The organism is Halopseudomonas pachastrellae (assembly GCF_900114765.1).
GTDB lineage: Bacteria > Pseudomonadota > Gammaproteobacteria > Pseudomonadales > Pseudomonadaceae > Halopseudomonas > Halopseudomonas pachastrellae.
Genome location: NZ_FOUD01000012.1, coordinates 21,867 through 43,095, shown reverse-complemented (window position 1 = coordinate 43,095; position 21,229 = coordinate 21,867). Strand labels below are relative to the sequence as shown.

Genomic DNA, 21,229 nt, shown 5'->3' with positions numbered 1-21,229 from the left:
TGGGTCTGGCACGTCCGGACCCTTGCCGTTTGCCGGTCAGATATGCGAGCTTAAGCGACTGACTCTTATTCGCTCTGTCCTGCGTCTGCGCAGCGGAGCGGATTTATGCTTTGCTTGCAGCCTGCGGGGGCGGCCATGCGCTTTGCCCTCTGCAGCTGACTGATCTGGGGAGTGTGCTTTTGTCCTTTACGCGCGATGACGTGGACATCATCAGCCGGGAGACCGGCTTCAAGGGGTTCTATCGCCTCGACGTCCTCAATTTGCGTCACCGGCTGTTCAACGGCGGCTGGGGGCCCGTGCTGCGTCGCGAGCTGTTCGTGCGCCACGACGCCGTGTGCGTCCTGCCTTATGACCCCTGGCTGGATCAGGTTGTACTTATCGAGCAGGTGCGCATCGGTGCACTGGAGAAAAGCGACAATCCCTGGATGCTGGAGCTGGTCGCCGGGCTGATCGATACCGATGAATCCCCGGAAGAGGTTGCCCACCGCGAGGCTGACGAGGAAGCCGGCCTGACCTTGCGCTCGCTGCACCCGATTATCCGTTATTACCCGTCGCCCGGTGGCAGCGACGAGTTTGTGCACTTGTATTGTGCGCTGGTCGACAGCCGCGGCGTTGGCGGTATTCACGGTCTGGCCGAGGAAGGCGAGGATATCCGCGTCAGCCTGTGGCCCCGTGAGCAGGCCATGCAGGCCCTGCACAGTGGCCGGATTGACAACGCCGCCAGCATCATCGCCCTGCAATGGTTGCAGCTGAATGTCGATGCGCTGCGTGCTGACGCCGGAGCGCAGCCATGAGTGCGCTGCGCAAACCGCGTTACCGGGTCGATCTGATCGGCCTGCAGGCCGTGTGCGAGAGCAACTATTGGCGGCTGCTCAAATTGATGCCGCAGTTGCATGAGGAAGATGAGCGGCGCATCGATATTGATGCCGGCGATGGCGAGGCCCAGGCCCTGGTCATCCGTGTGCTGGAGCGTTGCCCCTATACATCAACGCTGCAATTGGCGCACGAGCGGCGTCAGAGCTGGGTAACGCCACCGAGCATGGAGGTGCGTCTGTATCACGACGCCGGCCTTGCCGAGGTAGTGGCGGCCTATAACAGTCGTCGTTTTCGCGGGGTGTATCCGTACCCGAACGAGCAGATGCTGCAGCCGGATGAAAAACATCAGCTCAATCAGTTTCTGGGGGAGTGGCTTGGCTATTGCCAGCGTCACGGGCAGAGTGCGCAGCCGCTGTTTCTTGCCGGTCAGGGTCTGTGACCCAATCGCTGGAATCGTGGCGCGGCAAGGGCCAAGATAACCGCCCGGAGCGTGTACAAGGAGTGGGAGCAGGATGTCGTTAGGATCGGACTTCGTCTGCGTTGTGCAATTGACCGACAGTCATCTGTTTGCTGATGCAGAGGGTGACCTGCTGGGCTTGCAGACCCAGGCCAGTCTGGACGCCGTGGTCGATATGGTGCTGGAGCAGATTTCACGCATGGACCTGGTGCTGGCCACCGGCGATATTACCCAGGATGGCAGTGAGGCTGCGTACCGCCGCTTTATCGCGTCCAGTCTGCGTTTGCCGGCGCCCTGTTACTGGATTCCCGGTAACCATGATGACGCCGAGCTGATGGCGCGGCTGGGCAAGCCGCTGGGCCTGACCCGAGATTGGGTGGATATCGGCAACTGGCGGATCGTGCTGCTTGACTCAAGCATTGTGGGCGCGGTGCCGGGGCATCTGTCGCAGGCCACCCTGAGCAGCCTTGACGACGCCCTGGCAACGGCGGGCGATCGTCATGTACTGGTGTGTCTGCATCACCAGCCGGTGAACATCGGCAGTGACTGGATGGAGCCCATCGGCCTGCTCAATGCATCAGACCTGCTGACCCGTCTTGAGCCGGACCCGCGGGTCAAGGCGGTACTCTGGGGGCATATTCACCAGCATTTCGATCAACCGCTTGGTCATCTGCGCTTGCTGGCTACACCCTCGACCTGCGTGCAGTTCGCGCCCAGCAGCAACGACTTTGCGACCGATACCCAGGCTCCGGGTTACCGTTGGCTGCGGCTCTACGACGACGGCCGCATCGAAACCGCCGTGTCCCGCCTGCCCGCCGGCCAGTTTCTGCCTGACCCTGAAGCGGATGGGTATTGAGGTCTCCCCGTGCAGACGGTGGCAGGCAAGCGGCCTGCCGGATACTATGTGACCCCATGTCTGTCTTTATTGCCGGTTGCCGCGCCCGCTGCGCATCCGCTGCCTGCATGTTGAAAAGATTCTAGAAGGAAGCCTGCCTCCACCATGTCTCAATCGACCTATAACGCCGATGCGCTGGAAGTTCTCAGCGGTCTGGATCCGGTGCGCCGCCGTCCCGGCATGTACACCGACACTACCCGTCCCAACCATCTGGCGCAGGAGGTCATCGATAACAGTGTTGACGAGGCACTGGCTGGCCATGCGCGCACCATCAGTGTTGTCCTGCACCAGGACAATGCCCTGGAAGTCAGTGACGACGGTCGTGGCATGCCCGTGGACATTCACCCGGAAGAGGGGGTGTCCGGGGTTGAGCTGATCCTTACCCGGCTGCATGCCGGCGGCAAGTTTTCCAACAAGAACTACCAGTTCTCCGGCGGTTTGCACGGGGTGGGTATTTCGGTGGTCAACGCGCTGTCCCACAAGGTGGAAGTGCGGGTCAAGCGCGACGGCCAGGAGTACGCCATGGCCTTTGCCAATGGCGACAAGGTGCGCGAGCTGGAAGTGATCGGTACGGTTGGCAAGCGCAATACCGGCACGACCGTTACCTTCTGGCCAGATGCCAAGTATTTTGACTCAGCCAAATTCAGCATCACCCGGCTCAAGCACCTGCTCAAGGCCAAGGCGGTACTTTGCCCCGGGCTCAAGGTCGACTTTGACGATCGCCAGTCCGGCGAGAAGATCAGCTGGTGTTATGAAGATGGCCTGCGTGATTACCTGGTCGATGCCTGCGCTGAATGGCCCAAACTGCCGGAAGAGCCTTTCTCTGGAGCCTTTGCCGCCAAGCAGGAGGCGGTTGACTGGGCGGTGTTCTGGCTGCCTGAGGGAGGCGAGCTGGTGCAGGAAAGCTACGTCAACCTGATCCCGACCGCCCAGGGCGGTACCCATGTCAACGGTTTGCGCGCGGGGTTGCTGGAAGCCATTCGCGAGTTCTGCGAGTTTCGCAATCTGTTGCCGCGTGGCCTCAAGCTGGCGCCGGAAGATATCTGGGAGCGCGTCAGTTACGTGCTGTCACTGAAAATGGCTGAAGCGCAGTTCTCCGGTCAGACCAAGGAGCGGCTGTCGTCTCGCGAGTCCGCGGCCTTTGTTTCTGGTGTGGTCAAGGATGCATTCAGCCTGTGGCTGAACCAGCACGCCGATATCGGCCAGCAGATTGCTGAAATGGCGATCAGCCATGCTGGTCGCCGTCTCAAGGCCGGCAAGAAAATCGAACGCAAGCGGATCACCCAGGGCCCGGCGTTGCCGGGCAAGCTGGCCGATTGCGTGGGGCAGGACAGCAGCCGTTCGGAACTCTTTTTGGTCGAGGGTGACTCTGCCGGCGGCAGCGCCAAGCAGGCTCGCGACAAGGAGTTTCAGGCCATCATGCCGCTGCGCGGCAAGATCCTGAATACCTGGGAGGTTGAGTCCAGTGAGGTGCTGGGCTCCCAGGAAGTACACGATATTGCGGTTGCCATTGGCGTGGACCCCGGCGCTGTCAGTCTGGAGCAACTGCGCTACGGCAAGATCTGCATCCTCGCCGATGCCGACTCTGACGGGCTGCACATCGCCACGCTGCTGTGCGCACTGTTTGTCCGGCATTTCCGCCCGCTGGTTGAGGCCGGTCATGTGTTTGTTGCCATGCCGCCGCTGTACCGCGTGGATATCGGCAAGGATGTCTATTACGCGCTGGATGACGCCGAAAAGCAGGGCATCCTTGATCGCATCGAGGCCGAGGGCAAGCGCGGCAAGATTCAGGTCACACGCTTCAAGGGTTTGGGTGAGATGAACCCGCTGCAACTGCGTGAAACCACCATGGCGCCCGACACGCGTCGACTGGTCCAGCTGACCGTGGACGAGACGCAGGATACCGAGCAATTGATGGACATGCTGCTGGCCAAGAAACGCTCCTCCGATCGCAAGGCCTGGCTGGAAAGCAAGGGTGATCTGGCCGAGGTACTGCTCTGATGCTCCATGCTGGACTGCGCCTGCTGGGCGTGTGCGCGTTGGCACTGAGTTCCGTGGCCAATGCCTTTGAGCGTGCGCCCGAGCTGAAGCTGGAGGCGGCCCTGCCGGTAGACGGCATGCCGCGCGGCAACCTCTCCGGGCTGCAGCACTGCAATGGGCAGATGTTGACCCTGTCCGACCGAGAAGACACCAGCCTGTTTGTGTTGCAGCGCGGCGAGCATGCCTATAAGGCGAGTGTCGAGCGCTTCACGCTGCCGGCTGAGTCGCCTTCGATGTTGCCCGTCAAGTTGCTGGCCGGTGCTTGGTTGCGCGGGTTGAGCGGTCAGGCGCTGGACTTTGAAGGGCTGGCCTGTGATGGCGAGGGCAATCGCTATCTGGTCAGTGAAAGCCAGCTGGGCGTGCTGCGCCTGCCGCCGCCTGGCGATACGCCGGTGCAGGGCAGCTGGTTGAATCTGGACCCGGCGGTCTACACCGAGGGCGAAGCGCGCGGCCTCTGGCAGCAGGTTAACGCCCTGGCCGAAGGGGTGGCGATTGATGCTCAGGCCAATACCCTTTGGCTGGCTGCCGAGCGCCAGGGGCGTGGTCTGGTCAAGCTGCAGCGTCAGGGGGACCAGTGGGTCTGTCCACTGGCTGGATGCGTGCTGCTCGCCGAGCGCCGTTTTCTGCCGACCGAGCCGTTCGGTCCGGGGATCCTCAACCGAGAGGTGATGCCGGTCGACTTTTCTGACCTGGCGTACTGGAAGGGCTGGCTGTGGAGTCTGGAACGCAATGCGCATCAGGTGTGCCGGCGCAATGCGCTGTCCGGCCAGCGTGAACGCTGCTGGTCCTTTGCCCAGTCGGTACTGGTTGAACCCTATTTCTATCCTGATGCCCCGTTTGGTCTGGCAGAAGCCCTGCTGATCAGCGAAGAGGGTATTGTCATCGGTCTGGACAACAACAATCGGCTGCGCCCGGACGGCGATGCGCGGCCCTGGTTGTTCCACTTCGCGCTGCCGGCAGACTGGCAGGAGGGTGTGACGCCGTGAACGAATCAACGCCTCCCTCCCAGCGCAAGCTGGGTACCGGCATGATGATTCTGGCGTGGATTGCCGGCCTGATGCTGGCTGCCTTCTGGTTCAGTGGTGTGGAGGAGCGTCAGCGTAACCCCAACCAAAACCCCGAGTCCAGTCGCCTGGACAGCGCGGTAGAGGTGCGCCTTGAGGCCAACCGCCAGGGGCACTATCTGGTCAACGGGCGTATCAACAGCAGCGCTGTCACTCTGCTGGTGGATACCGGCGCGAGTTTTGTTGCGGTACCGGCCGGTCTGGCCGAGGAGCTGGGGCTGGAGCGCGGGCGGCAATTTATGGTCGACACCGCCAACGGCACAGCAGAAGGTTATGCCACCAGGCTGAACAGCCTGCAGATTGGCGATATTCGCTTGCATGACGTAGAGGCCGGCATTGTGCCCGGCATGGGCGGCGACGAAGTGCTGCTGGGCATGAGCGCCCTGCGTCAGCTGGATTTTCGTTCGCAGGGCGGTGATCTGCTGCTGCGACAGTACCAATGAGTTTTCAAGCGGGCAGCCCGGCGTTGCCCACCTGTGGAGAGAATGCATGAGTGATGGACTGGACCTGAGCCTGGATGGCGTAGAGCGTCGCTCGCTGGCGTCCTTTACCGAGGAGGCCTACCTCAACTATTCCATGTACGTGATCATGGATCGCGCCCTGCCGCACATCGGCGACGGCCTCAAGCCCGTGCAGCGGCGGATCGTTTACGCCATGAGTGAGCTGGGGCTGTCGGCCAGCTCCAAGCACAAAAAGTCGGCCCGCACCGTGGGTGACGTGCTGGGTAAATACCATCCGCACGGTGACTCGGCCTGTTACGAGGCCATGGTGCTGATGGCGCAACCCTTCTCCTACCGCTACCCACTGGTAGATGGGCAGGGCAACTGGGGTGCGCCGGACGATCCCAAGTCGTTTGCGGCCATGCGGTATACCGAAGCTCGCCTGGCGCGCTACAGCGAGGTGCTGCTGTCGGAGCTGGGGCAGGGCACGGTGGACTGGCAGCCAAACTTTGACGGCACCATGGACGAGCCCATGGTACTGCCCGCCCGTTTGCCCAACCTGCTGCTCAATGGCACCACCGGGATTGCCGTGGGCATGGCCACCGATATTCCGCCGCACAACCTGAAAGAAGTGGCTGCCGCCTGTGTGCGCCTGCTGGATGATCCGGGCGCTGGCCTGGACGAGATTCTGGAGCACGTGCAGGGGCCGGACTTTCCCACCGAAGCCGAGATTGTCACCCCGCGTCATGAGCTGTTGAAAATGTACGCCAGCGGCCGCGGTTCGGTGCGCTGCCGCGCTGTCTGGGACAAAGAAGATGGCGTGGTGGTCATTACCGCGCTGCCGCATCAGGTCTCCGGGGCCAAGGTGCTGGAGCAGATTGCCGCACAGATGCAGAATAAGAAGCTGCCTATGGTCGCCGATCTGCGTGATGAGTCAGATCATGAAAACCCGACGCGCATTGTCATTGTGCCGCGCTCCAACCGGGTCGATCTGGACGATCTGATGCAGCACCTGTTTGCCACCACCGATCTGGAGCACAGCTACCGGGTCAACATGAACGTGATCGGCACCGACGGCAAGCCCGCGGTCAAGGATCTCTGGACCTTGCTCAGTGAGTGGCTGGGCTTTCGTGTGGCGACTGTGCGCCGCCGCTTGCAGTTTCGTCTGGACAAGGTGCTGGCGCGCCTGCACCTGTTGGATGGCTTGCTGGTGGCCTTCCTCAACCTGGATGAAGTCATTCACATCATTCGCACCGAGGATCATCCCAAGGCCGAGTTGATTGCCCGGTTTGATCTGAGCGAGCTGCAGGCTGACTACATTCTGGACACCCGCCTGCGGCAGCTGGCACGTCTGGAAGAAATGAAGATCCGCGCCGAGCAGGATGCGCTGCGCGAGGAGCGTGACCATTTGCAGAGCGTGCTGGGTGACGAGCGCAAGCTGCGCAGCCTGGTGCGCGATGAACTGGTTGCCGATGCCGAGACCTATGGCGATGAGCGCCGCTCCCCGCTGGTAGAGCGCAAAGAGGCCAAGGCCCTGTCCGAAACGGATCTGGTGCCCTCTGAGCCGGTGACGGTGGTGCTCTCGGAGAAAGGCTGGGTGCGCTGCGCCAAGGGGCATGATGTTGACGGCGCCGGTCTGAGTTACAAGGCGGGCGACGCCTATCTGGGGCAGGCCAGTGGCCGCTCCAATCAGCAGGCGGTGTTTATCGACAGCAGCGGGCGCAGCTATTCGCTGTCAGCCCACACCTTGCCCTCCGCGCGCGGGCAGGGCGAGCCGCTGACCGGGCGTTTCAGCCCGCCGGCCGGTACCAGCTTTGATGCGGTGCTGATGCCGGAGGACGAGAGCCTGTACCTGTTGGCGTCTGATGCCGGCTATGGCTTCCTGGTCAAGGGCGAGGACATGTTGGCCAAGAACAAAAACGGCAAGGCGCTGCTGAATCTGCCCGAGGGTGGGCGCATTCTCACGCCGCAGCGCGTGCGTTACCCGCAGAGCAGTCATCTGGCGGCGGTATCCAACGAGGGCCGTCTGTTGGTGTTCCCGCTCAAGGATCTGCCGCAATTGTCCAAGGGCAAAGGCAACAAGATCCTGTCGCTGCCTTCTGCTCGGGTTAAATCACGCGAAGAGTTTGTCGCCGGGCTGGCCGTGCTGCCGCCGGGTGCGCAGCTGGTGCTGACCGCCGGCAAGCGTACCTTGACCCTCAAGGCTGCTGATCTGGAACATTACAGCGGTGAGCGTGGCCGCCGCGGTAACAAGCTGCCGCGCGGCTTCCAGAAGGTTGACGAGGTGGCGGTAGAGCTGCCGTCAGTCAGTACGCCGGCCGACGAAGGCTGACGGCAACGCCTGACCGGTGTGTGCTGTACAGCCAGCGCAGGCTCAGGCCTGACGTTGGTTGTACAGTGAGCTGAGCTGGCGTTCGAGCAGCGATTGATACGGCTCAAGCAGGCGTTCGATACAGAAGGTGCCAGGCTGGCTGGCCAGTCGCCTGGTTGAGGCGCACTGACGCAGCGGCGTGCTGGCAGCCAGTTCGGCGTCCACCAGCAGCAGGTTGCGGCTGTGTTGCAACTGCTCCAGCACCTGCTGACAGGCAGGGTGTTCACCCAGCGCCTTTTCATCCAGCCCGACCAGTCCAGCAGCATGACCCAACGCCAGTTGCAGGTGCAGCGCGGTACCGGTGTCGGCAATTTCGATCTGCAGGTCGTGGCCCAGCACGCGCAGCAACTCACCGCAGCACAGACTGTGCTTCAACTCTGCGCCGCCGGCCTCGGGTGTGTCGCGAAACAGCAGGACGCTGGTGCCATCGAACAGGGTGTGCTGTTCACCACCGTACAGCTGACAGGCCCGCTGCACCTGCTGGCGATAACGCTCAAGCAGTGTCATCAGCCGCTCGCGTGGCAGGCGGCGCAGCGCCTCCTGATTGCCCAGACGCACCGCCAGCATGGCCTGGCGAGCCGGTTCAGGGGCTGGCTCAGTTGCGTCCTGACCCTCGTCCTCGCCCTCGATAGGAGCGTCGTCCGTCACATCGTCGTTGTCGCTAGCTGTGGTGGCTTCTGTCACCTCAGGCTCGCTCGCCGTTGTGGTTTGGCTGTCGTCGGCCGGCTCCGCCTCTGTAGCAGAAACTGTGGCGCCCTCGGCCCCAAGGTTGTCCGCGGCCTCGATATAGGCGGGCGTTACCAGCGGGATGTGCTCGGGCTCGGGTTCCGGCTCTGCTACAGGCTCCGGTTCAGGCTCTGGCAGCAGGCCGCGATGGGCCAGCAGGGCGCGTGACAGCTCGCCCAGCTCGTCTCGGCGGCGATAGCCGGGAGCCGGGTAGCTTGGCGTATTGTCCCACTCGGCCAGGGCGGACAGCTGACGAGACAGCTCCCGTGCGCGATGCCAGGCCAGCAGGCCGCCGACACCACCAATAAGCAGTAGCCCCCAGATCAGTCGCTCAAGCAGTTGCTGGGCAGGCTGGGAAAAGGGCGCAGCGCTCAGGGTCAGTTGCACCTGGCCGGCGAGCTGATCTTGCAGGTGGACGGCTGCGGGGTAGCGGCCCTGGCCCGGTGCACGCAGATGACGCGGCGGCTCGCTGCCGGCCTCGGCCAGTAGCCGGTTGTTGGGGGAGTACAGGCTGACATGGGCTATCATCGGGTTCTGCGCCCACTGAGCCAGCAGCATGTTCAGGCTGAGACGGTCTTCGGCCGCCAGCGGCTCGGCAGCCGAGGCGGAGATTTGTCTGGCCAGGGCGCTGCCTGTGCGGTCCGCCTGCTGGGCGATGTCCTGATTCAACTGCACCTTGCCGAGCCAGAGCAGCAGGATCAGCATCAGCAGCATGGGGGCCAGTACCATCAGCGGCAGGGCGCCGGCCAGTGTCAGGGAGCGGCGGCGCAGATTGGCGTAGCAGCGTAAAAAGAGATTGTCGGGGGTAGAAGTTGGGCGGCTCAAGGCAAGACTCGACTGGTGGCGGAGGCGGCACCCTGATGTGACCGGGCGGCGGCGCGTTGGGCGAGTATAGCTATTCAGGAAATACGGAAAAAGGCTGATCTGTGAGCTGTTTGCCAAATGCGGGTAGAATAACTGCCAGTTTCGTCTGCCGGAGTGTGCGTCTTGAAGGAAATTGTCCTGATTAACATCACTGGCCCCGATCGCCCGGGCCTGACTGCTGCCATCACCGGCCTGCTGGCCAAGGCGCAGGTCCACATTCTGGATATCGGCCAGGCCGTGATTCATGACACCCTGTCCTTCGGGATTCTGGTAGAGATGCCGGCCGGACAGGGCAGCTCTGATGTGCTCAAGGACGTGCTGTTTCGAGGCTACGAACTGGACCAGCAAGTGCGTTTCACGCCGGTCAGCGCCGAGGAATACAGCCGCTGGGTAGAAGGGCAGGGCAAGGCCCGGCATATCGTGACCCTGCTGGCCCGTCGCGTCACTGCCGAGCACATTGCACGGGTGAGTGAGATCACCGCTCGCTACGGCCTCAATATCGACCATATCGACCGCTTGTCCGGGCGTATCCCTGAAGGCCTGCCTGAAGATCAGGGCAAGGGCTGCATCGAGTTTTCGGTGCGCGGTGAGCCGGCGGATGCTGCAGCCCTGCGCGCCGAGTTCCTGGCCATTGCCCAGGAGCTGAGTGTAGACATCGCCTTCCAGCAGGACAGCCTGTTCCGCCGCAATCGCCGGCTGGTGGTGTTTGACATGGACTCCACTCTGATCGACGCCGAGGTCATTGATGAGCTGGCGAAGGCGGCTGGCGTGGGTGAGGCCGTGGCGGAAATTACTGAGCGAGCGATGCGTGGCGAGCTGGATTTTCGTGCCAGCTTCCGTGAGCGTATGGCGTTGCTCAAGGGCTTGCCAGTCTCCACGCTCGACAGCATTGCCGAGTCGCTGCGCCTGACCGAAGGCGCAGAAACCCTGATCGCTCAGCTACGGCGGCTGGGCTACAAAACGGCGATTCTCTCAGGCGGATTCAATTATTTTGCCGAGCGCCTGCAACAGCGCCTGGGTATCGACTACGTCTATGCCAACGCCTTGCCGGTCGAGAACGGATTGGTGACGGGTGAGGTTCAGGAGCCGATTGTAGACGGTCAGCGCAAGGCTGAGCTGCTGCGTCAACTGGCCCAGCAGGAGGGGATCAGCCTGGAGCAGACCATCGCCGTTGGCGATGGCGCCAACGATCTGCCAATGCTGTCTATTGCCGGGCTGGGTGTGGCGTTTCGCGCCAAGCCGTTGGTCAAACAGTCTGCCAAGCAGGCCATCTCGACCCTGGGGCTGGATGGCATTTTGTATCTGCTGGGCTTTCGCGACCGCGATGGCGCCTGAAAAGGCGCCATGGGTTATTCGGCGCTGAAGTCGTAGTTCATGGCGTCGCTGGGCGCCTGCAGGTAGGAGCCCTGGATGTAGTTGACGCCGGCCTGCCACAAGGTCGGCATCATGGTGGCGCTATCGACATAGGGCGCGATGGTCAGTTTGCCCTGGTTGTGCAGCGCGCTGATCATCTCTTTCAGGGTATCTACCGCCGCGGCAGTGGACAGGTCGCGGGTAAAGGAGCCGTCGATCTGGATGTAGTCGGCCTGCACATGCTTGAGCGAGGCGTAAGGGTTCAGCGCGCCGCCAAAGTGGCTGATCGAGACCCTGCAGTGTATCTGGCGCAGCGCATCGGTGTGCACCTTGGCCTGTTTCAGGTAGGTGTTGATGTCGGCGTCGTTGAACTGGAAGATGATGGCGTCGGCTGGCAGGCGCGCTTCCTTGAGGATGGCTGCGATCCATTGAACCATGTCGGGTGATTGCAGGCTGGCGGCGCTGAGGTTCAGCAGCAGGTGGGTTTCGGCGCCCTTGCTGCGGTGGTTGCTCAGCAGTTTCACCGCGCGGCTGATCAGCCAGCGGTCGATTTCCAGAGCCAGGCCGGCCTCCATTGCCGCCGGCAGAAATTCGCTGGCGGGTACCTCTTCTCCCTTGCTGTTCAGCAGCCGCAAGAAAGTCTCGTAGTTCTCGGCTTCATCGCCGCGCAGGCTGATGATCGGCTGAAACAGCAGGCGGAAACCATTGGTCTCCAGCGTGTGGCGGATCAGCGCAATCAGATCGCCGCGGTTGGCCTGCATGGCCAGCTCTTCAAGTGGATCAAACACCTTGATGGCGTTACCGCCATCGGTGCTCAGCTGGTCGGCGATGCGGTGCGCGCGGTCGATAGCTTCAGTCGGGTTGGCGCTGGTCTCGCTGATGGCGGCCACGCCCATGCTGACGGTGATGCGTACAGTGCGCCCGTTAGACTCAAACAGGTAGCCCTCGAGCTTGCTGCGCAGCGCTTCCAGCTGTGCCATCGCCGCTGCGGGCTCCTGGCCCTCGAGCAAAATACTGCAGGCGTCATCGGCGAAGCGCGCCATCAGCGTTTCTTCACTGAAATGGTTGCGCAGCAGCTGCGCCAGATCGGTCAGCAGCAGGTCAGACGCGCCAATGCCGATATCGGCCTGCAGGCTGCTGAAGCCGTCGATGCTGAGGTACACCAGCGTACTGGCAACGCCCTGGCGCACCGCCTGATCCAGTACCGTGTCGAGTTGCTCCTGAAAGTAGGCGCGGTTGAACATGCCGGTCACCAGGTCGCGGCTGGCCATAACCTTAAGCTTTTCTTCAAACTCGGCGCTGGCGGTCTCGGCGCGAATGACCACCTGGGTGCAGGGCTCGCCGTCGTAACTGGCAGGCGAGAAGCTCAGGCGAACGGGGAAACGCTTGCCGCTGCTGTCAACGGCCTTGCAGCGCAGGTCGTTCTGGCCGCCCTGATCGTTGTGATGGCGCAGAAAATCCTTGAACGCGGTTTGATCGTCAGCATCGATCAGGCCGACCATGGGTTCGGCGGCCAGGTCATCGGCGTCTTCGTAGCCAAAGAGTTCGCTGTAGGCCCGGTTGGCGTAAATGTGCATGCCATCGTGCACGTAAGCGATGGCATCCACCGAGCTGTCGAGTAGCAACTGGCAGCGCTTTTCCGCTTCGCGCAGGTTCTGCTCGGCGATGCGTCGTTGGCGGCGTGCTTCCAGGTTGACCAGCTCGCGGTCGACAATCAGCGTCAGCAGTGCTTCGGCGTCTTGTGGCAGGGCGTCTGCCATGCCGCAGCGCAGGGCGCTGGTGCGCATGTCGATATCAATGCCGGGCTTGAGCAGAATCAGCGGTACATCCCGCGACTGCCGCTTGATCAGAGCTGCGGCGTCTTCGGCGGTCATGAAGCTGGTTTCCGGTTGGGCCAGGCACAGATCCCAGTTTTGCTGCAGACATTCCTGCAGGTCTTCGGCTGAGGTGATGCGATGGGCGCGGGTGGCGTGCCCTGCATTGCGAAGCAGGCTAACCAGACGCTCAGCGTTGTTTTGCGAGTCGTCGAGGATCAGCAGCCTGATGGCTTTTTTATCGTTGGCCATGGTCTTCCGGGGAGTGCAGGCTGCCTGACTGCGCAGCCTGTTGATATATCAGAGCACTGAATCTACAGAGACTTCCAGAGTGAGTCAAAGTCATCCTCGACAGCGATTGTCAAAGATGCGCCTTCGGTCTCAGATTGAGGCTTCTCTTCCCGTGGCTGTTCGATCAGGTGGTATTCGAACTGGCTGAAACTGCCGGTTGCGGTAACCCGATTGTTCAGGTGAGCCCGTTCCGCCTTACCGCCTTGCAGGATGCTGATCTTGCTGTTGACCTGGAAGGGCAGGCGCGGGGTGATGATGGTCGCCGGCCGGTCGATGGCGGTAACCTCGGGCAGTAGCAGGGCGCGCAGGTACTGGCTTGGCTCGCCGGTCTTGCGAATCAGTTTGGCTGCGCAGGGCGTGCAGTGGGGGGCGATAAGCTCGATACCCATCTGTGTGCCGCCGCCGCGCACCTGACGAATCCAGCGCACGACCGCGAGGCTCCAGTCCTGTTCGTTGGCTTCTTGCACGCCGAGCAATTCACCAGCCTGCAGCTGCTTGGGTACGTCCTTGGGCCAGGTCAGGCAGAAGCCGCCGGGGCTGTGGTTGACGATCGGCAGGCTGTGGATCGGGTAGGTGTCGTCGCTTTCGTCGTCACCATCGGCCTTGCTGCCGTAATCAATCTGCTCGATATTGCCGCCGCTCCACTCGACCGAGGCGCCGCCGTCAAAGGCGCCTGTCCAGCCACCTTGTTTGGAGCGCTGGGCGGTCTCGGAGAAGGGGTTCAGTTCTTCTTCCGTGGCGTCGATCATGCGCGCAAAGGCTTTGCCCGCAATGCGGAAGTGCGTGGCGCTCATGCCGATGCTGACTCGCAGCTGGCCCTGGCTCGGGATACGGTTGAACGTACGCTCGGCCAGGTCGCCCCAGGATTGGCTCACGTGCTGCAGCAGCTCGATGCCCAGGGTGCCCGGGATGTTCAGGTCGCCGGAATAGTCGTTACCTTCCAGCATGAAATTCTTGATGTTGCTGACCAGGGCTCGGGTATCCAGGCCCAGGCTGTTGTCCAAGCTTTCGCCGCGAATCAGTGATTTGTAGCGCGGCGGGCAATCCATGTCGGGGTTGATGATGAACAGCGCCTTGCTGTCATCCGGGTCAACCAGGCGGGCATGCTTGCTCCAGTCTTCGAGGGTGGCGAACAGGCGGCCCATGGCGCTCTGGCGCATCTGGTTGGGGCGCGCCGAACCCATCAGCAGCGCCACCAGGTAGCACTGCTCAATACTCAGCGGTTGCTTGTTGGCGCTTTCGGTGTCATTGACCGGGGTCTGGTGCAGCTTGCGCTTGCGAGCCATCTGATACAGCTGATGCAGTTCCAGCCAGATGCCGTCTGCGACCGGGCAGTACAGCTGGAAGGCGCGCAGCAGCGGACCGCACAGGCCGCGAATGGAGCGCTGCAGGGCAAGTGTCATCAGGGTGCTGTGGTCGCGCGACTTGATGCTGCGCTCCTGCGCCACCACGATCTTGTAGCCATTGGCCAGGTGGTTCTGCAGTGACTGCGACAGGTTCGCGACCTTGCGGGGCTTGTCTTCCAGCACGATCGACTGGCCAAGATAGTACTTGGATAGCGCTGAACAGACGTAGTGAACTTCAGGGCGAATACGCTCGAGCATAGCCAGCCGACGATCCGGGGCTACCTCGTACTGGTTCAGCTCGATCAGTCCTTGATAAAGCTGGCGGGCAGTTTCACCGATGTTGGCCTTGGGGAGGTTGGCCAGCCATTGGGTGATGCCCTTCTCGGTACCCTCGGCGAAGCTCAGGCTGCTGAGCGTTTGCTGAGGTATGCGCAAGTGCATTTTTTGCGTCGTGCTATCCATAACAGTGGTATCCAGTACATGCGTTTCCGGCCGGGCCGTGGCAGCTGTGGTGGGCTGCTCATCCGTGGCACTTGAAGGGTTCTGTCTTCTGTGAAAACACTGTAGCAGCTTAGTCCTCAACTGGCTAAGTGCAGAAGCCGAGTCGCGACCTGCCATGCGCTACTGCCAAATCCTCTGATTATTTATAGGTCATGCACCAGGTTTACGCTGACCGGAACCTTGGCGGGTTCTCCTGCGGTCTCGCGCACCAGCCTGGGTACCAGGTAGCCGGGCAAGCGCGTAAGCAAACGTCCGACCAGCTCTTGCGCCTGGTTGTCGGGCACCAGAAAGTGGCTGGCGCCGCGTACGTGGTCGAGCAAATGCAGATAATAGGGCAATACGCCACTGTCGCCTAGTGCTTCGCTCAGGGCTATCTGTGCCGACAGGGTGTCGTTGACGCCCCGCAACAGCACCGCCTGGTTGAGCAGGGTGACGCCGGCCTGGCGCAGGCGGTTGGCGGCATCGCGGGTCTGCTCGTCGAGTTCGGCTGCGTGGTTGCAGTGCCAGACCATGGTCACCGGCAGGCGCGTGCCGCACAGCGCATCGATCAGCTCGGGGGTGATGCGCTGCGGAATCACGATTGGTAGCCGAGTGTGGATGCGCAGTCTGCGCACGTGGGGGATGGCGGCGATTTCCCGGGTCAGCCAGGCCAGGCGGCGGTCGTTGGCGGCCAGCGGGTCGCCGCCGCTGTAAATGACTTCGCTGATGCTGTCGTCCTGGCGAATGTAGTCCAGCGCCGCGTCCCACTCGGCGGTGCTGAGACTGTTGTCCTGATAGGGGAAGTGGCGGCGGAAGCAGTAGCGGCAATTGACCGCGCAGCCGGCGCTGACCACCAGCAACAGGCGGCCGTGATATTTGTGGATGATGCCGGGGCGGGCGTTGCTATGCTGCTCACCCAGGGGGTCAACGACGTAGCCCGGCTGCTCATCGAGCTCAACGCCGAGCGGCAGCACCTGGCGCAGCAGCGGGTCGTTGATGTCGCCCGGGCGGATGCGCGAAAGGTAAGGCTCGGGGACGCGCAGGGCAAAGTCCCGGGCGGCAGCCAGCGTGCCTTCAAGCAGATTCGGGTCCAGTTGCAGACGGCTGAGCAGGGTGCGCGGGTCGGTGATGCTGGAGGCGAGCAGATTTTGCCAGCTGGCAGGCTCAACACGAACTGCAGAAGCATGTATCATTGGCGTTTTTCCGCGCATGGGTATCAGGGTGTCCGACTGAATGCCCCGCACGTTGTGTGGTGCGGCGCGCTTCGGATCATCCGTTTAATTGAAAGTGGGAACTTGTATGGCCAACTATTCTACCAACGAATTCAAACCGGGTCTTAAGGTGATGCTGGACGGTGATCCGTGCTCGATTCTCGAGAACGAATACGTCAAGCCCGGCAAAGGCCAGGCGTTTAACCGCGTTAAGGTCCGTAACCTGAAAACCGGTCGCGTCAACGAGCGTACCTTCAAGTCGGGCGACAGCCTGGAAGGCGCTGACGTGATGGATCGTGAAATGGAATACCTCTACACCGACGGTGAGTTCTGGCATTTCATGGCGACCGACGGCTCCTTCGAGCAGTACGGTGCGGATGAGAAGGCCGTTGGCGACTGCATGAACTGGATGAAAGAGCAGGTTGTTTACACCGTGACTCTGTTCAACGGCGCGCCGATCGCCGTGACGCCGCCGAACTTCGTTGAGCTGGAAGTCGTTGAGACCGATCCGGGCGTGCGTGGCGACACTTCTGGCGGCGGCAACAAGCCGGCCAAGTTGGTTACTGGTGCCGTGGTCAAGGTGCCGCTGTTCATCAACACCGGCGATGTGCTGAAAGTTGATACCCGCTCCAGCGAGTACGTTGGTCGCGCATAACGACTCAGATCGTTGAAGAAACCGGGGCCTGGCCCCGGTTTTTTGTGTCTGCAAATCGAGGTAAGCAACATGAGCCGAGCGTGGCAACCCAGCGCAACCATCGATGCCTTGCGCCAGCGCGCGCGCATCATCAACCAGATTCGCCAGTTTTTTACTGAGCGCGGCGTGCTGGAGGTGGATACCCCGAGCCTGTCACACGCAGCCGTGAGTGATCCGTTCCTGCATCCCTTTGCCACGGATTTTGTGCCCGAGGGCGGCGGTCAGGCCGCCACGCTGTACCTCCATACGTCACCGGAGTATCCGATGAAGCGCCTGCTGGCCGCCGGCAGTGGCCCGATCTGGCAGCTCTGCAAGGTGTTTCGTAACGGCGAGATTGGTCGCCGGCACAACCCCGAATTCAGCATGCTGGAATGGTATCGCCCCGGCTTTGATCACCATCAGTTGATGAATGAGGTCGATGCGCTGGTCTGTGCGGTACTTGAAAGCGCGCCGGCGCGCCGCATCACCTATGCCGACGCCTTTGCCGAGCATACCGGGCTGGATGTGCACGGCTGCTCTGATGCGGATCTGCAGAGGCTTGCAGCGGAGCGCTGCGGCTTTGCTGGCGAGCTGAGCCGCGACGGCTATCTCAATCTGCTGTTTGCTGAATGCGTTGAGCCGGCATTGCAGGCGCCCACCATGGTGTACGCCTTTCCGGCCTCGCAGGCGGCGTTGGCGCAAATAGTCGAGGGTGATGACCGGGTGCCGGCCGCCGCGCGCTTCGAGCTGTTTGTAAAGGGCATGGAGCTGGCGAACGGCTACTTTGAGCTGACCGACGCCGATGAGCAGTTGCGCCGATTCAAGGCCGACCAGGGGCAGCGTGAAGCGTTGGGCGTGCCTGCGTTGCCAATCGATTTGCCTCTGGTCGACGCTTTGCGCGCTGGTCTGCCGTCGTGCGCCGGGGTGGCGCTGGGAGTTGATCGTTTGGTGATGCTGGCGCTGGGCGCCAGCACTATTGCCGAGGTTATTGCCTTTGATGCCGGGCGGGCCTGATCAGGCGCCGCCAAGCGTACCCATTTTTTGTCCCATGCTGACCGTATCACCTGCTTTCAGGGTGTCGCTCCAGCGCGCTGCGTCCGGCCCGAAGAGTACGATGGCGGTGGAGCCCAGCTTGAAGCGGCCCATTTCTGCGCCCTTGTCCAGCTGGGGCGCAGCTTCGCCGTAACGGGTGCTGCGCAGCTGGCGGCTGGGCGGTGCGACCAGGCCGGCCCAGACGGTCTCGACTGAAGCAACGATCATGGCGCCAACCAGCACCAGCGCCATTGGGCCGGCTTCGGTATCAAACAGGCAGACCACGCGCTCGTTGCGGGCGAACAGTTCGGGTACGTTTTCTGCCGTTAACTGATTGACCGAAAACAGCTTGCCCGGCACGTAGATCATGTCTTTCAGCGTGCCGCCGAGCGGCATGTGTACGCGGTGGTAGTCGCGTGGCGACAGGTAGACGGTGGCAAACTCGCCGCCCTGAAAGACCTGAGCCTGCTGGGCATCGCCGCCCAGCAGCTCCTGTACGCTGAAGCTGTGGCCCTTGGCCTGAAAAATGCGGCCGTGCTCGATCTTGCCGAGCTGGCTGATGGCGCCGTCAGCGGGGCAGAGAATGGCGCCGGGGCTGTCGTCCAGCGGCCTGGCGTCGGGCTTAAGGGCGCGGGTGAAAAACTCGTTGAAGCTGGGGTAGGCCGTGGGGTTTTCTTCCAGCGCCTGGCTCATATCCACGTCGTAGCGTTTGACGAACCAGCTGATAAAGGGGTTCTTGACCCAGTTCCAGCGACAGTTGGCCAGCCAGCCCGCTGCGCGGGACAGCAGATGGTGCGGCAACAGGTACTGAAACAGGATAAACAGACGGTCTGACATGCGCTTTCCTCAGGATTCAACAGGAGTGTCGGGGTGGTTGCCCCACTCGGACCACGAGCCGGCGTAGGCTTTGACGCGCGGATAGCCGAGAATTTTGGCCGCCAGGTAGGTAAAGCCCGAACGGTGGTGGGTCTGGCAGTGGGTTACCACTTCCTTGTCTGGCACGATGCCCAGTTGCTGCAGCTGCTCGGCCAGATCGCTGCGCAGGCGCAGACCGCGTGTCGGGTCCATGCCCGCGGTCCATTCGAAGTTGATGGCGCCAGGGATGTGTCCGCCCTTGCTGGCCACCACCTTCTCGCCTCGGTATTCCTGCGGTGAGCGCGCGTCCCAGATGACCCGCTCGGGGTTGTTCAGGTCGGCCAGCAAGTCGCTCAGCGTGATTGTGTGATCGCGTTCGATCTCGAGTTGCAGCGCGCTGGATTCGGCCTGGTTGGGCGCTGTCTCCAGCGTCAGACCGTCAGCGATCCAGGCTTTGAGGCCGCCGTTAATGTAGCTGTATTGATGATGGCCGATGCAGTCGAGCATCCAGATAAAGCGCCCGGCCCAGCCGCCGCCCTCGTCGTCATAGACAATGTAGTGCAGGTCATCGTGGTGCCCTAGCTCGGCAAAAATTGCCTGCAGCTCTGCCATACCCGGAAGTGGACCCGGACGCGGGGCAGGAGATGTGGTGCGCGACGGGGCGAGGTGGACAGCACCCGGAATATGCCCGGCCAGGTATTGGTCGCTGCTGCACAGGTCAACCAGGCGAGTTGTGCGAGCGTCAATCGGCAGCGTCAGGTCGCGTGGTTCGATCAGTAGCGGCAAGGTGGCTTGAGCCATGGGATGGGTCTCCTGGAGTTCCGGGCCGGAAAAGGGTGAATGCTAGAGCCAGTCGTGGCGCGCCACAAGGGTTGGTCTGTCAGGCGCGGCGTTTGAATTCTACCAATGCCTTGTGCAGACACTGCGCCGTCTTGACCAGGGCCTGCTGGCGCTGCTCGCTCAGCGGGTTGCCCTGCTCACCAGAAACGAAGATCAGTGCCAGCAATTGCTGGTTGTGTGTCACCGGGGCTAAATGAAACGCCTCGGTGTAAGGGTGGCGCTGAAGCGCTGCCGGCAATTGGTTGAACTGCAGGTGACGGGCACTGACGCTGTGGCAGTGCGCGGAATTCAACCAGCGCAGCCATACGCCGTCCTTGCCTGGCCCGACCCGGCTGCCCGCCGCGAACAGCTCGGCGGGGAATCCCGCGCTGCTGCGTACAACCAATTGCCCGCTGGCACCGTGCACCAGCGCGATCCAGCTATGTTCGGCGCCGAGCCCTTCCTGCAGGGCCTGTTGGGCGCAGTCGATCACCGCGCCCAGTTGCGTGAACGGCGACGGTGTTGCGCTGAGCTGCAGGCACAAAGCGCGCCAGTGCGCCGGCCTGGCGCGGTTGCGAGCGGGTTGCTCCGGCTCGCTGCCTTGTTGCGGTAGCGTGGAAGACAGCTGCTCGATGGCGGCGGGTTGCTCGGTCCAGGGTAGCGTGGCGGCCGGCAGGCACAAGTCAGCGGTGTCAGGGTGGTATTGCAGGCGAGCGTTGTCGACGGCACTTTCGTGGCTCAGGCGCTGGGCCTTGGGGACCTCGCAGTTGAGATAGAGCGCGGCCAGTTGCTGCCAGCGCAGCGTGTGACTGGTGTACCAATTACTGTGCGCGCCGAGGGCCAGGCCGCTGGAAATCAGCACGCCATTGGCTGGCTGCGTCAGCCAGCGGTACAGTTCGCGGTCGGCGTCCAGGCGCGCCTGCTGCTCCTGAGGGTGGGCGCTGTCGCGGGCCACGTGCAGCGCCTTGACCATGGTGCGCCGGTTATCGTTTAGGGAGCGGTAGCCCTGCAGTATCCAGGGTGGTAGCCACCAGTCCTGAGCAACCAGCTGCACCAACTGAAACCCGGCGGTGGTGGTGGCAGCGATCTGGGTGCGGGTTACGCCCTCCGGCAATGCGCCACGATTTAGGCGATCCCATTGCTCAAAAAGGTGCGGCTTGAGGTAGGTCAGGGCCCAGAGCGGCGAGAGAAACAGCAGTGTTGCCAGAGACATTTCCTGCCACAGTCGCGCGATGCGGTTGGCGAACAGCCCTTGGGCCTGGCCTACAGCATGCTCGCTGATACTGAGCAGTTGACGGTAGGGGCGGGGCAACTGGTCGTGCTCAACCACGGGCAGCTCGCGCAGTAAGGTGACCAGACGTTGGGTGCCAAGCAGTGAGCAGGCCTGTTCCAGCGTCAGCACGTCGACATCGCGTTTGCGCGCCGCCTCGCCAGCCTGGCGACAGATATGCAGTGCCGCTACCGGCACGCGCATGAGCTGATGCGTCAACTCGGTAATGCTCAGCAGGTCGCTACCAAGCTGCTCGAGCAGGTGGTCGCGCTGGCCAGGGGTAATCGGTAGCACGCAGGCATTCAGCTTCTGGCGCAGATCGCCGATAACCTCTGTGTAAGCGTTGATGTCGGGGTGTGTGCTCATGCGCGTCGCGGCTTTATAATAGTCGTTTGCACGACTATACCCTGAA

Annotated in this window: 17 protein-coding genes; 10 read left to right on the top strand and 7 right to left on the bottom strand. The window is 62.3% G+C overall.

The window, feature by feature from the left end; all coding sequences use genetic code 11:
• The first annotated feature begins 179 nt into the window (after window positions 1-179).
• The 7 genes from BM116_RS10690 (at window position 180) to parC (ending at window position 8,044) form a co-directional block, all read left to right on the top strand.
• On the top strand, window positions 180-794 hold the full coding sequence (locus tag BM116_RS10690) for an NUDIX domain-containing protein (protein WP_235846741.1): 615 nt from the start codon (window positions 180-182) through the stop codon (window positions 792-794).
• Entirely contained in the window at window positions 791-1,255 is a 465-nt protein-coding gene (locus BM116_RS10685; RefSeq protein ID WP_407920312.1) for a DUF1249 domain-containing protein, read from the top strand. The genes BM116_RS10690 and BM116_RS10685 overlap by 4 nt, the downstream gene beginning before the upstream one ends.
• A 73-nt stretch (window positions 1,256-1,328) precedes the next feature.
• A complete protein-coding gene (cpdA, locus tag BM116_RS10680) occupies window positions 1,329-2,129 on the top strand; it encodes a 3',5'-cyclic-AMP phosphodiesterase (protein ID WP_083725462.1) in 801 nt (266 codons plus the stop codon).
• Window positions 2,130-2,273: 144 nt separating this feature from the next.
• Entirely contained in the window at window positions 2,274-4,169 is a 1,896-nt protein-coding gene (gene parE, locus BM116_RS10675) for a DNA topoisomerase IV subunit B (RefSeq protein WP_083725464.1), read from the top strand.
• Window positions 4,169-5,194, top strand: a complete 1,026-nt coding sequence (locus BM116_RS10670; RefSeq protein ID WP_083725466.1) for an SdiA-regulated/phytase-like domain-containing protein — start codon at window positions 4,169-4,171, stop codon at window positions 5,192-5,194. Before parE ends, BM116_RS10670 begins: the two co-directional genes overlap by 1 nt.
• Before the next feature lie 41 nt (window positions 5,195-5,235).
• Entirely contained in the window at window positions 5,236-5,715 is a 480-nt protein-coding gene (locus BM116_RS10665) for a retropepsin-like aspartic protease family protein (RefSeq protein ID WP_090475153.1), read from the top strand.
• A 46-nt stretch (window positions 5,716-5,761) separates the two neighbouring features.
• Complete coding sequence (parC, locus tag BM116_RS10660) at window positions 5,762-8,044, top strand: DNA topoisomerase IV subunit A (RefSeq protein WP_083725470.1); 2,283 nt, start codon at window positions 5,762-5,764, stop codon at window positions 8,042-8,044.
• Between the two features lie 42 nt (window positions 8,045-8,086).
• On the opposite strand, the gene BM116_RS10655 is transcribed toward parC, so the two are convergent.
• Window positions 8,087-9,634 carry a hypothetical protein gene (locus BM116_RS10655; protein ID WP_083725472.1) on the bottom strand — a complete coding sequence of 516 codons (1,548 nt, stop codon included), beginning with the start codon at window positions 9,632-9,634 and terminating at the stop codon, window positions 8,087-8,089.
• Between the two features lie 162 nt (window positions 9,635-9,796).
• On the opposite strand from BM116_RS10655, the gene serB reads away from it, so the two are divergent.
• Window positions 9,797-11,008 carry a phosphoserine phosphatase SerB gene (serB, locus tag BM116_RS10650; protein WP_083725474.1) on the top strand — a complete coding sequence of 404 codons (1,212 nt, stop codon included), beginning with the start codon at window positions 9,797-9,799 and terminating at the stop codon, window positions 11,006-11,008.
• A 14-nt stretch (window positions 11,009-11,022) separates the two neighbouring features.
• Here serB and BM116_RS10645 read toward each other — a convergent pair whose 3' ends face one another.
• The 3 genes from BM116_RS10645 to epmB all read right to left on the bottom strand — a co-directional run bounded on the left by BM116_RS10645 (window position 11,023) and on the right by epmB (window position 16,150).
• A complete protein-coding gene (locus BM116_RS10645; protein WP_083725476.1) occupies window positions 11,023-13,092 on the bottom strand; it encodes an EAL domain-containing response regulator in 2,070 nt (689 codons plus the stop codon).
• A 62-nt stretch (window positions 13,093-13,154) separates the two neighbouring features.
• Complete coding sequence (locus BM116_RS10640; protein ID WP_083725478.1) at window positions 13,155-14,939, bottom strand: cyclic-di-GMP receptor FimW-related protein; 1,785 nt, start codon at window positions 14,937-14,939, stop codon at window positions 13,155-13,157.
• 182 nt (window positions 14,940-15,121) lie between these two features.
• Window positions 15,122-16,150: an EF-P beta-lysylation protein EpmB gene (gene epmB, locus BM116_RS10635; protein ID WP_083725480.1), complete on the bottom strand. Its 1,029-nt coding sequence runs from the start codon at window positions 16,148-16,150 to the stop codon at window positions 15,122-15,124.
• Window positions 16,151-16,256: 106 nt separating this feature from the next.
• On the opposite strand from epmB, the gene efp reads away from it, so the two are divergent.
• Entirely contained in the window at window positions 16,257-16,823 is a 567-nt protein-coding gene (gene efp, locus BM116_RS10630; RefSeq protein ID WP_083725482.1) for an elongation factor P, read from the top strand.
• Between the two features lie 69 nt (window positions 16,824-16,892).
• Window positions 16,893-17,855: an elongation factor P--(R)-beta-lysine ligase gene (gene epmA / locus BM116_RS10625; RefSeq protein ID WP_083725484.1), complete on the top strand. Its 963-nt coding sequence runs from the start codon at window positions 16,893-16,895 to the stop codon at window positions 17,853-17,855.
• Here the strand turns inward: epmA and asd are convergent, their stop codons facing one another.
• The 3 genes from asd to BM116_RS10610 all read right to left on the bottom strand — a co-directional run bounded on the left by asd (window position 17,856) and on the right by BM116_RS10610 (window position 21,183).
• Complete coding sequence (asd, locus tag BM116_RS10620; RefSeq protein ID WP_083725486.1) at window positions 17,856-18,710, bottom strand: archaetidylserine decarboxylase; 855 nt, start codon at window positions 18,708-18,710, stop codon at window positions 17,856-17,858.
• 9 nt (window positions 18,711-18,719) lie between these two features.
• Entirely contained in the window at window positions 18,720-19,529 is an 810-nt protein-coding gene (locus BM116_RS10615; protein WP_090475149.1) for a rhodanese-like domain-containing protein, read from the bottom strand.
• 79 nt (window positions 19,530-19,608) lie between these two features.
• Window positions 19,609-21,183 (bottom strand): hypothetical protein, encoded by a 1,575-nt coding sequence (locus tag BM116_RS10610; RefSeq protein WP_083728702.1) that lies wholly within the window; start codon window positions 21,181-21,183, stop codon window positions 19,609-19,611.
• Between the last annotated feature and the right edge of the window lie 46 nt (window positions 21,184-21,229).

Coding starts and splice junctions, on each gene's coding strand:
- BM116_RS10685 (WP_407920312.1), top strand. CDS start 791: ATGAGTGCGCTGCGCAAACCGCGTTACCGGGTCGATCTGATCGGCCTG.
- cpdA (WP_083725462.1), top strand. CDS start 1,329: ATGTCGTTAGGATCGGACTTCGTCTGCGTTGTGCAATTGACCGACAGT.
- parE (WP_083725464.1), top strand. CDS start 2,274: ATGTCTCAATCGACCTATAACGCCGATGCGCTGGAAGTTCTCAGCGGT.
- BM116_RS10670 (WP_083725466.1), top strand. CDS start 4,169: ATGCTCCATGCTGGACTGCGCCTGCTGGGCGTGTGCGCGTTGGCACTG.
- BM116_RS10665 (WP_090475153.1), top strand. CDS start 5,236: ATGATGATTCTGGCGTGGATTGCCGGCCTGATGCTGGCTGCCTTCTGG.
- parC (WP_083725470.1), top strand. CDS start 5,762: ATGAGTGATGGACTGGACCTGAGCCTGGATGGCGTAGAGCGTCGCTCG.
- BM116_RS10645 (WP_083725476.1), bottom strand. CDS start 13,092: ATGGCCAACGATAAAAAAGCCATCAGGCTGCTGATCCTCGACGACTCG.
- BM116_RS10640 (WP_083725478.1), bottom strand. CDS start 14,939: ATGGATAGCACGACGCAAAAAATGCACTTGCGCATACCTCAGCAAACG.
- epmB (WP_083725480.1), bottom strand. CDS start 16,150: ATGATACATGCTTCTGCAGTTCGTGTTGAGCCTGCCAGCTGGCAAAAT.
- efp (WP_083725482.1), top strand. CDS start 16,257: ATGGCCAACTATTCTACCAACGAATTCAAACCGGGTCTTAAGGTGATG.
- epmA (WP_083725484.1), top strand. CDS start 16,893: ATGAGCCGAGCGTGGCAACCCAGCGCAACCATCGATGCCTTGCGCCAG.
- asd (WP_083725486.1), bottom strand. CDS start 18,710: ATGTCAGACCGTCTGTTTATCCTGTTTCAGTACCTGTTGCCGCACCAT.
- BM116_RS10615 (WP_090475149.1), bottom strand. CDS start 19,529: ATGGCTCAAGCCACCTTGCCGCTACTGATCGAACCACGCGACCTGACG.
- BM116_RS10610 (WP_083728702.1), bottom strand. CDS start 21,183: ATGAGCACACACCCCGACATCAACGCTTACACAGAGGTTATCGGCGAT.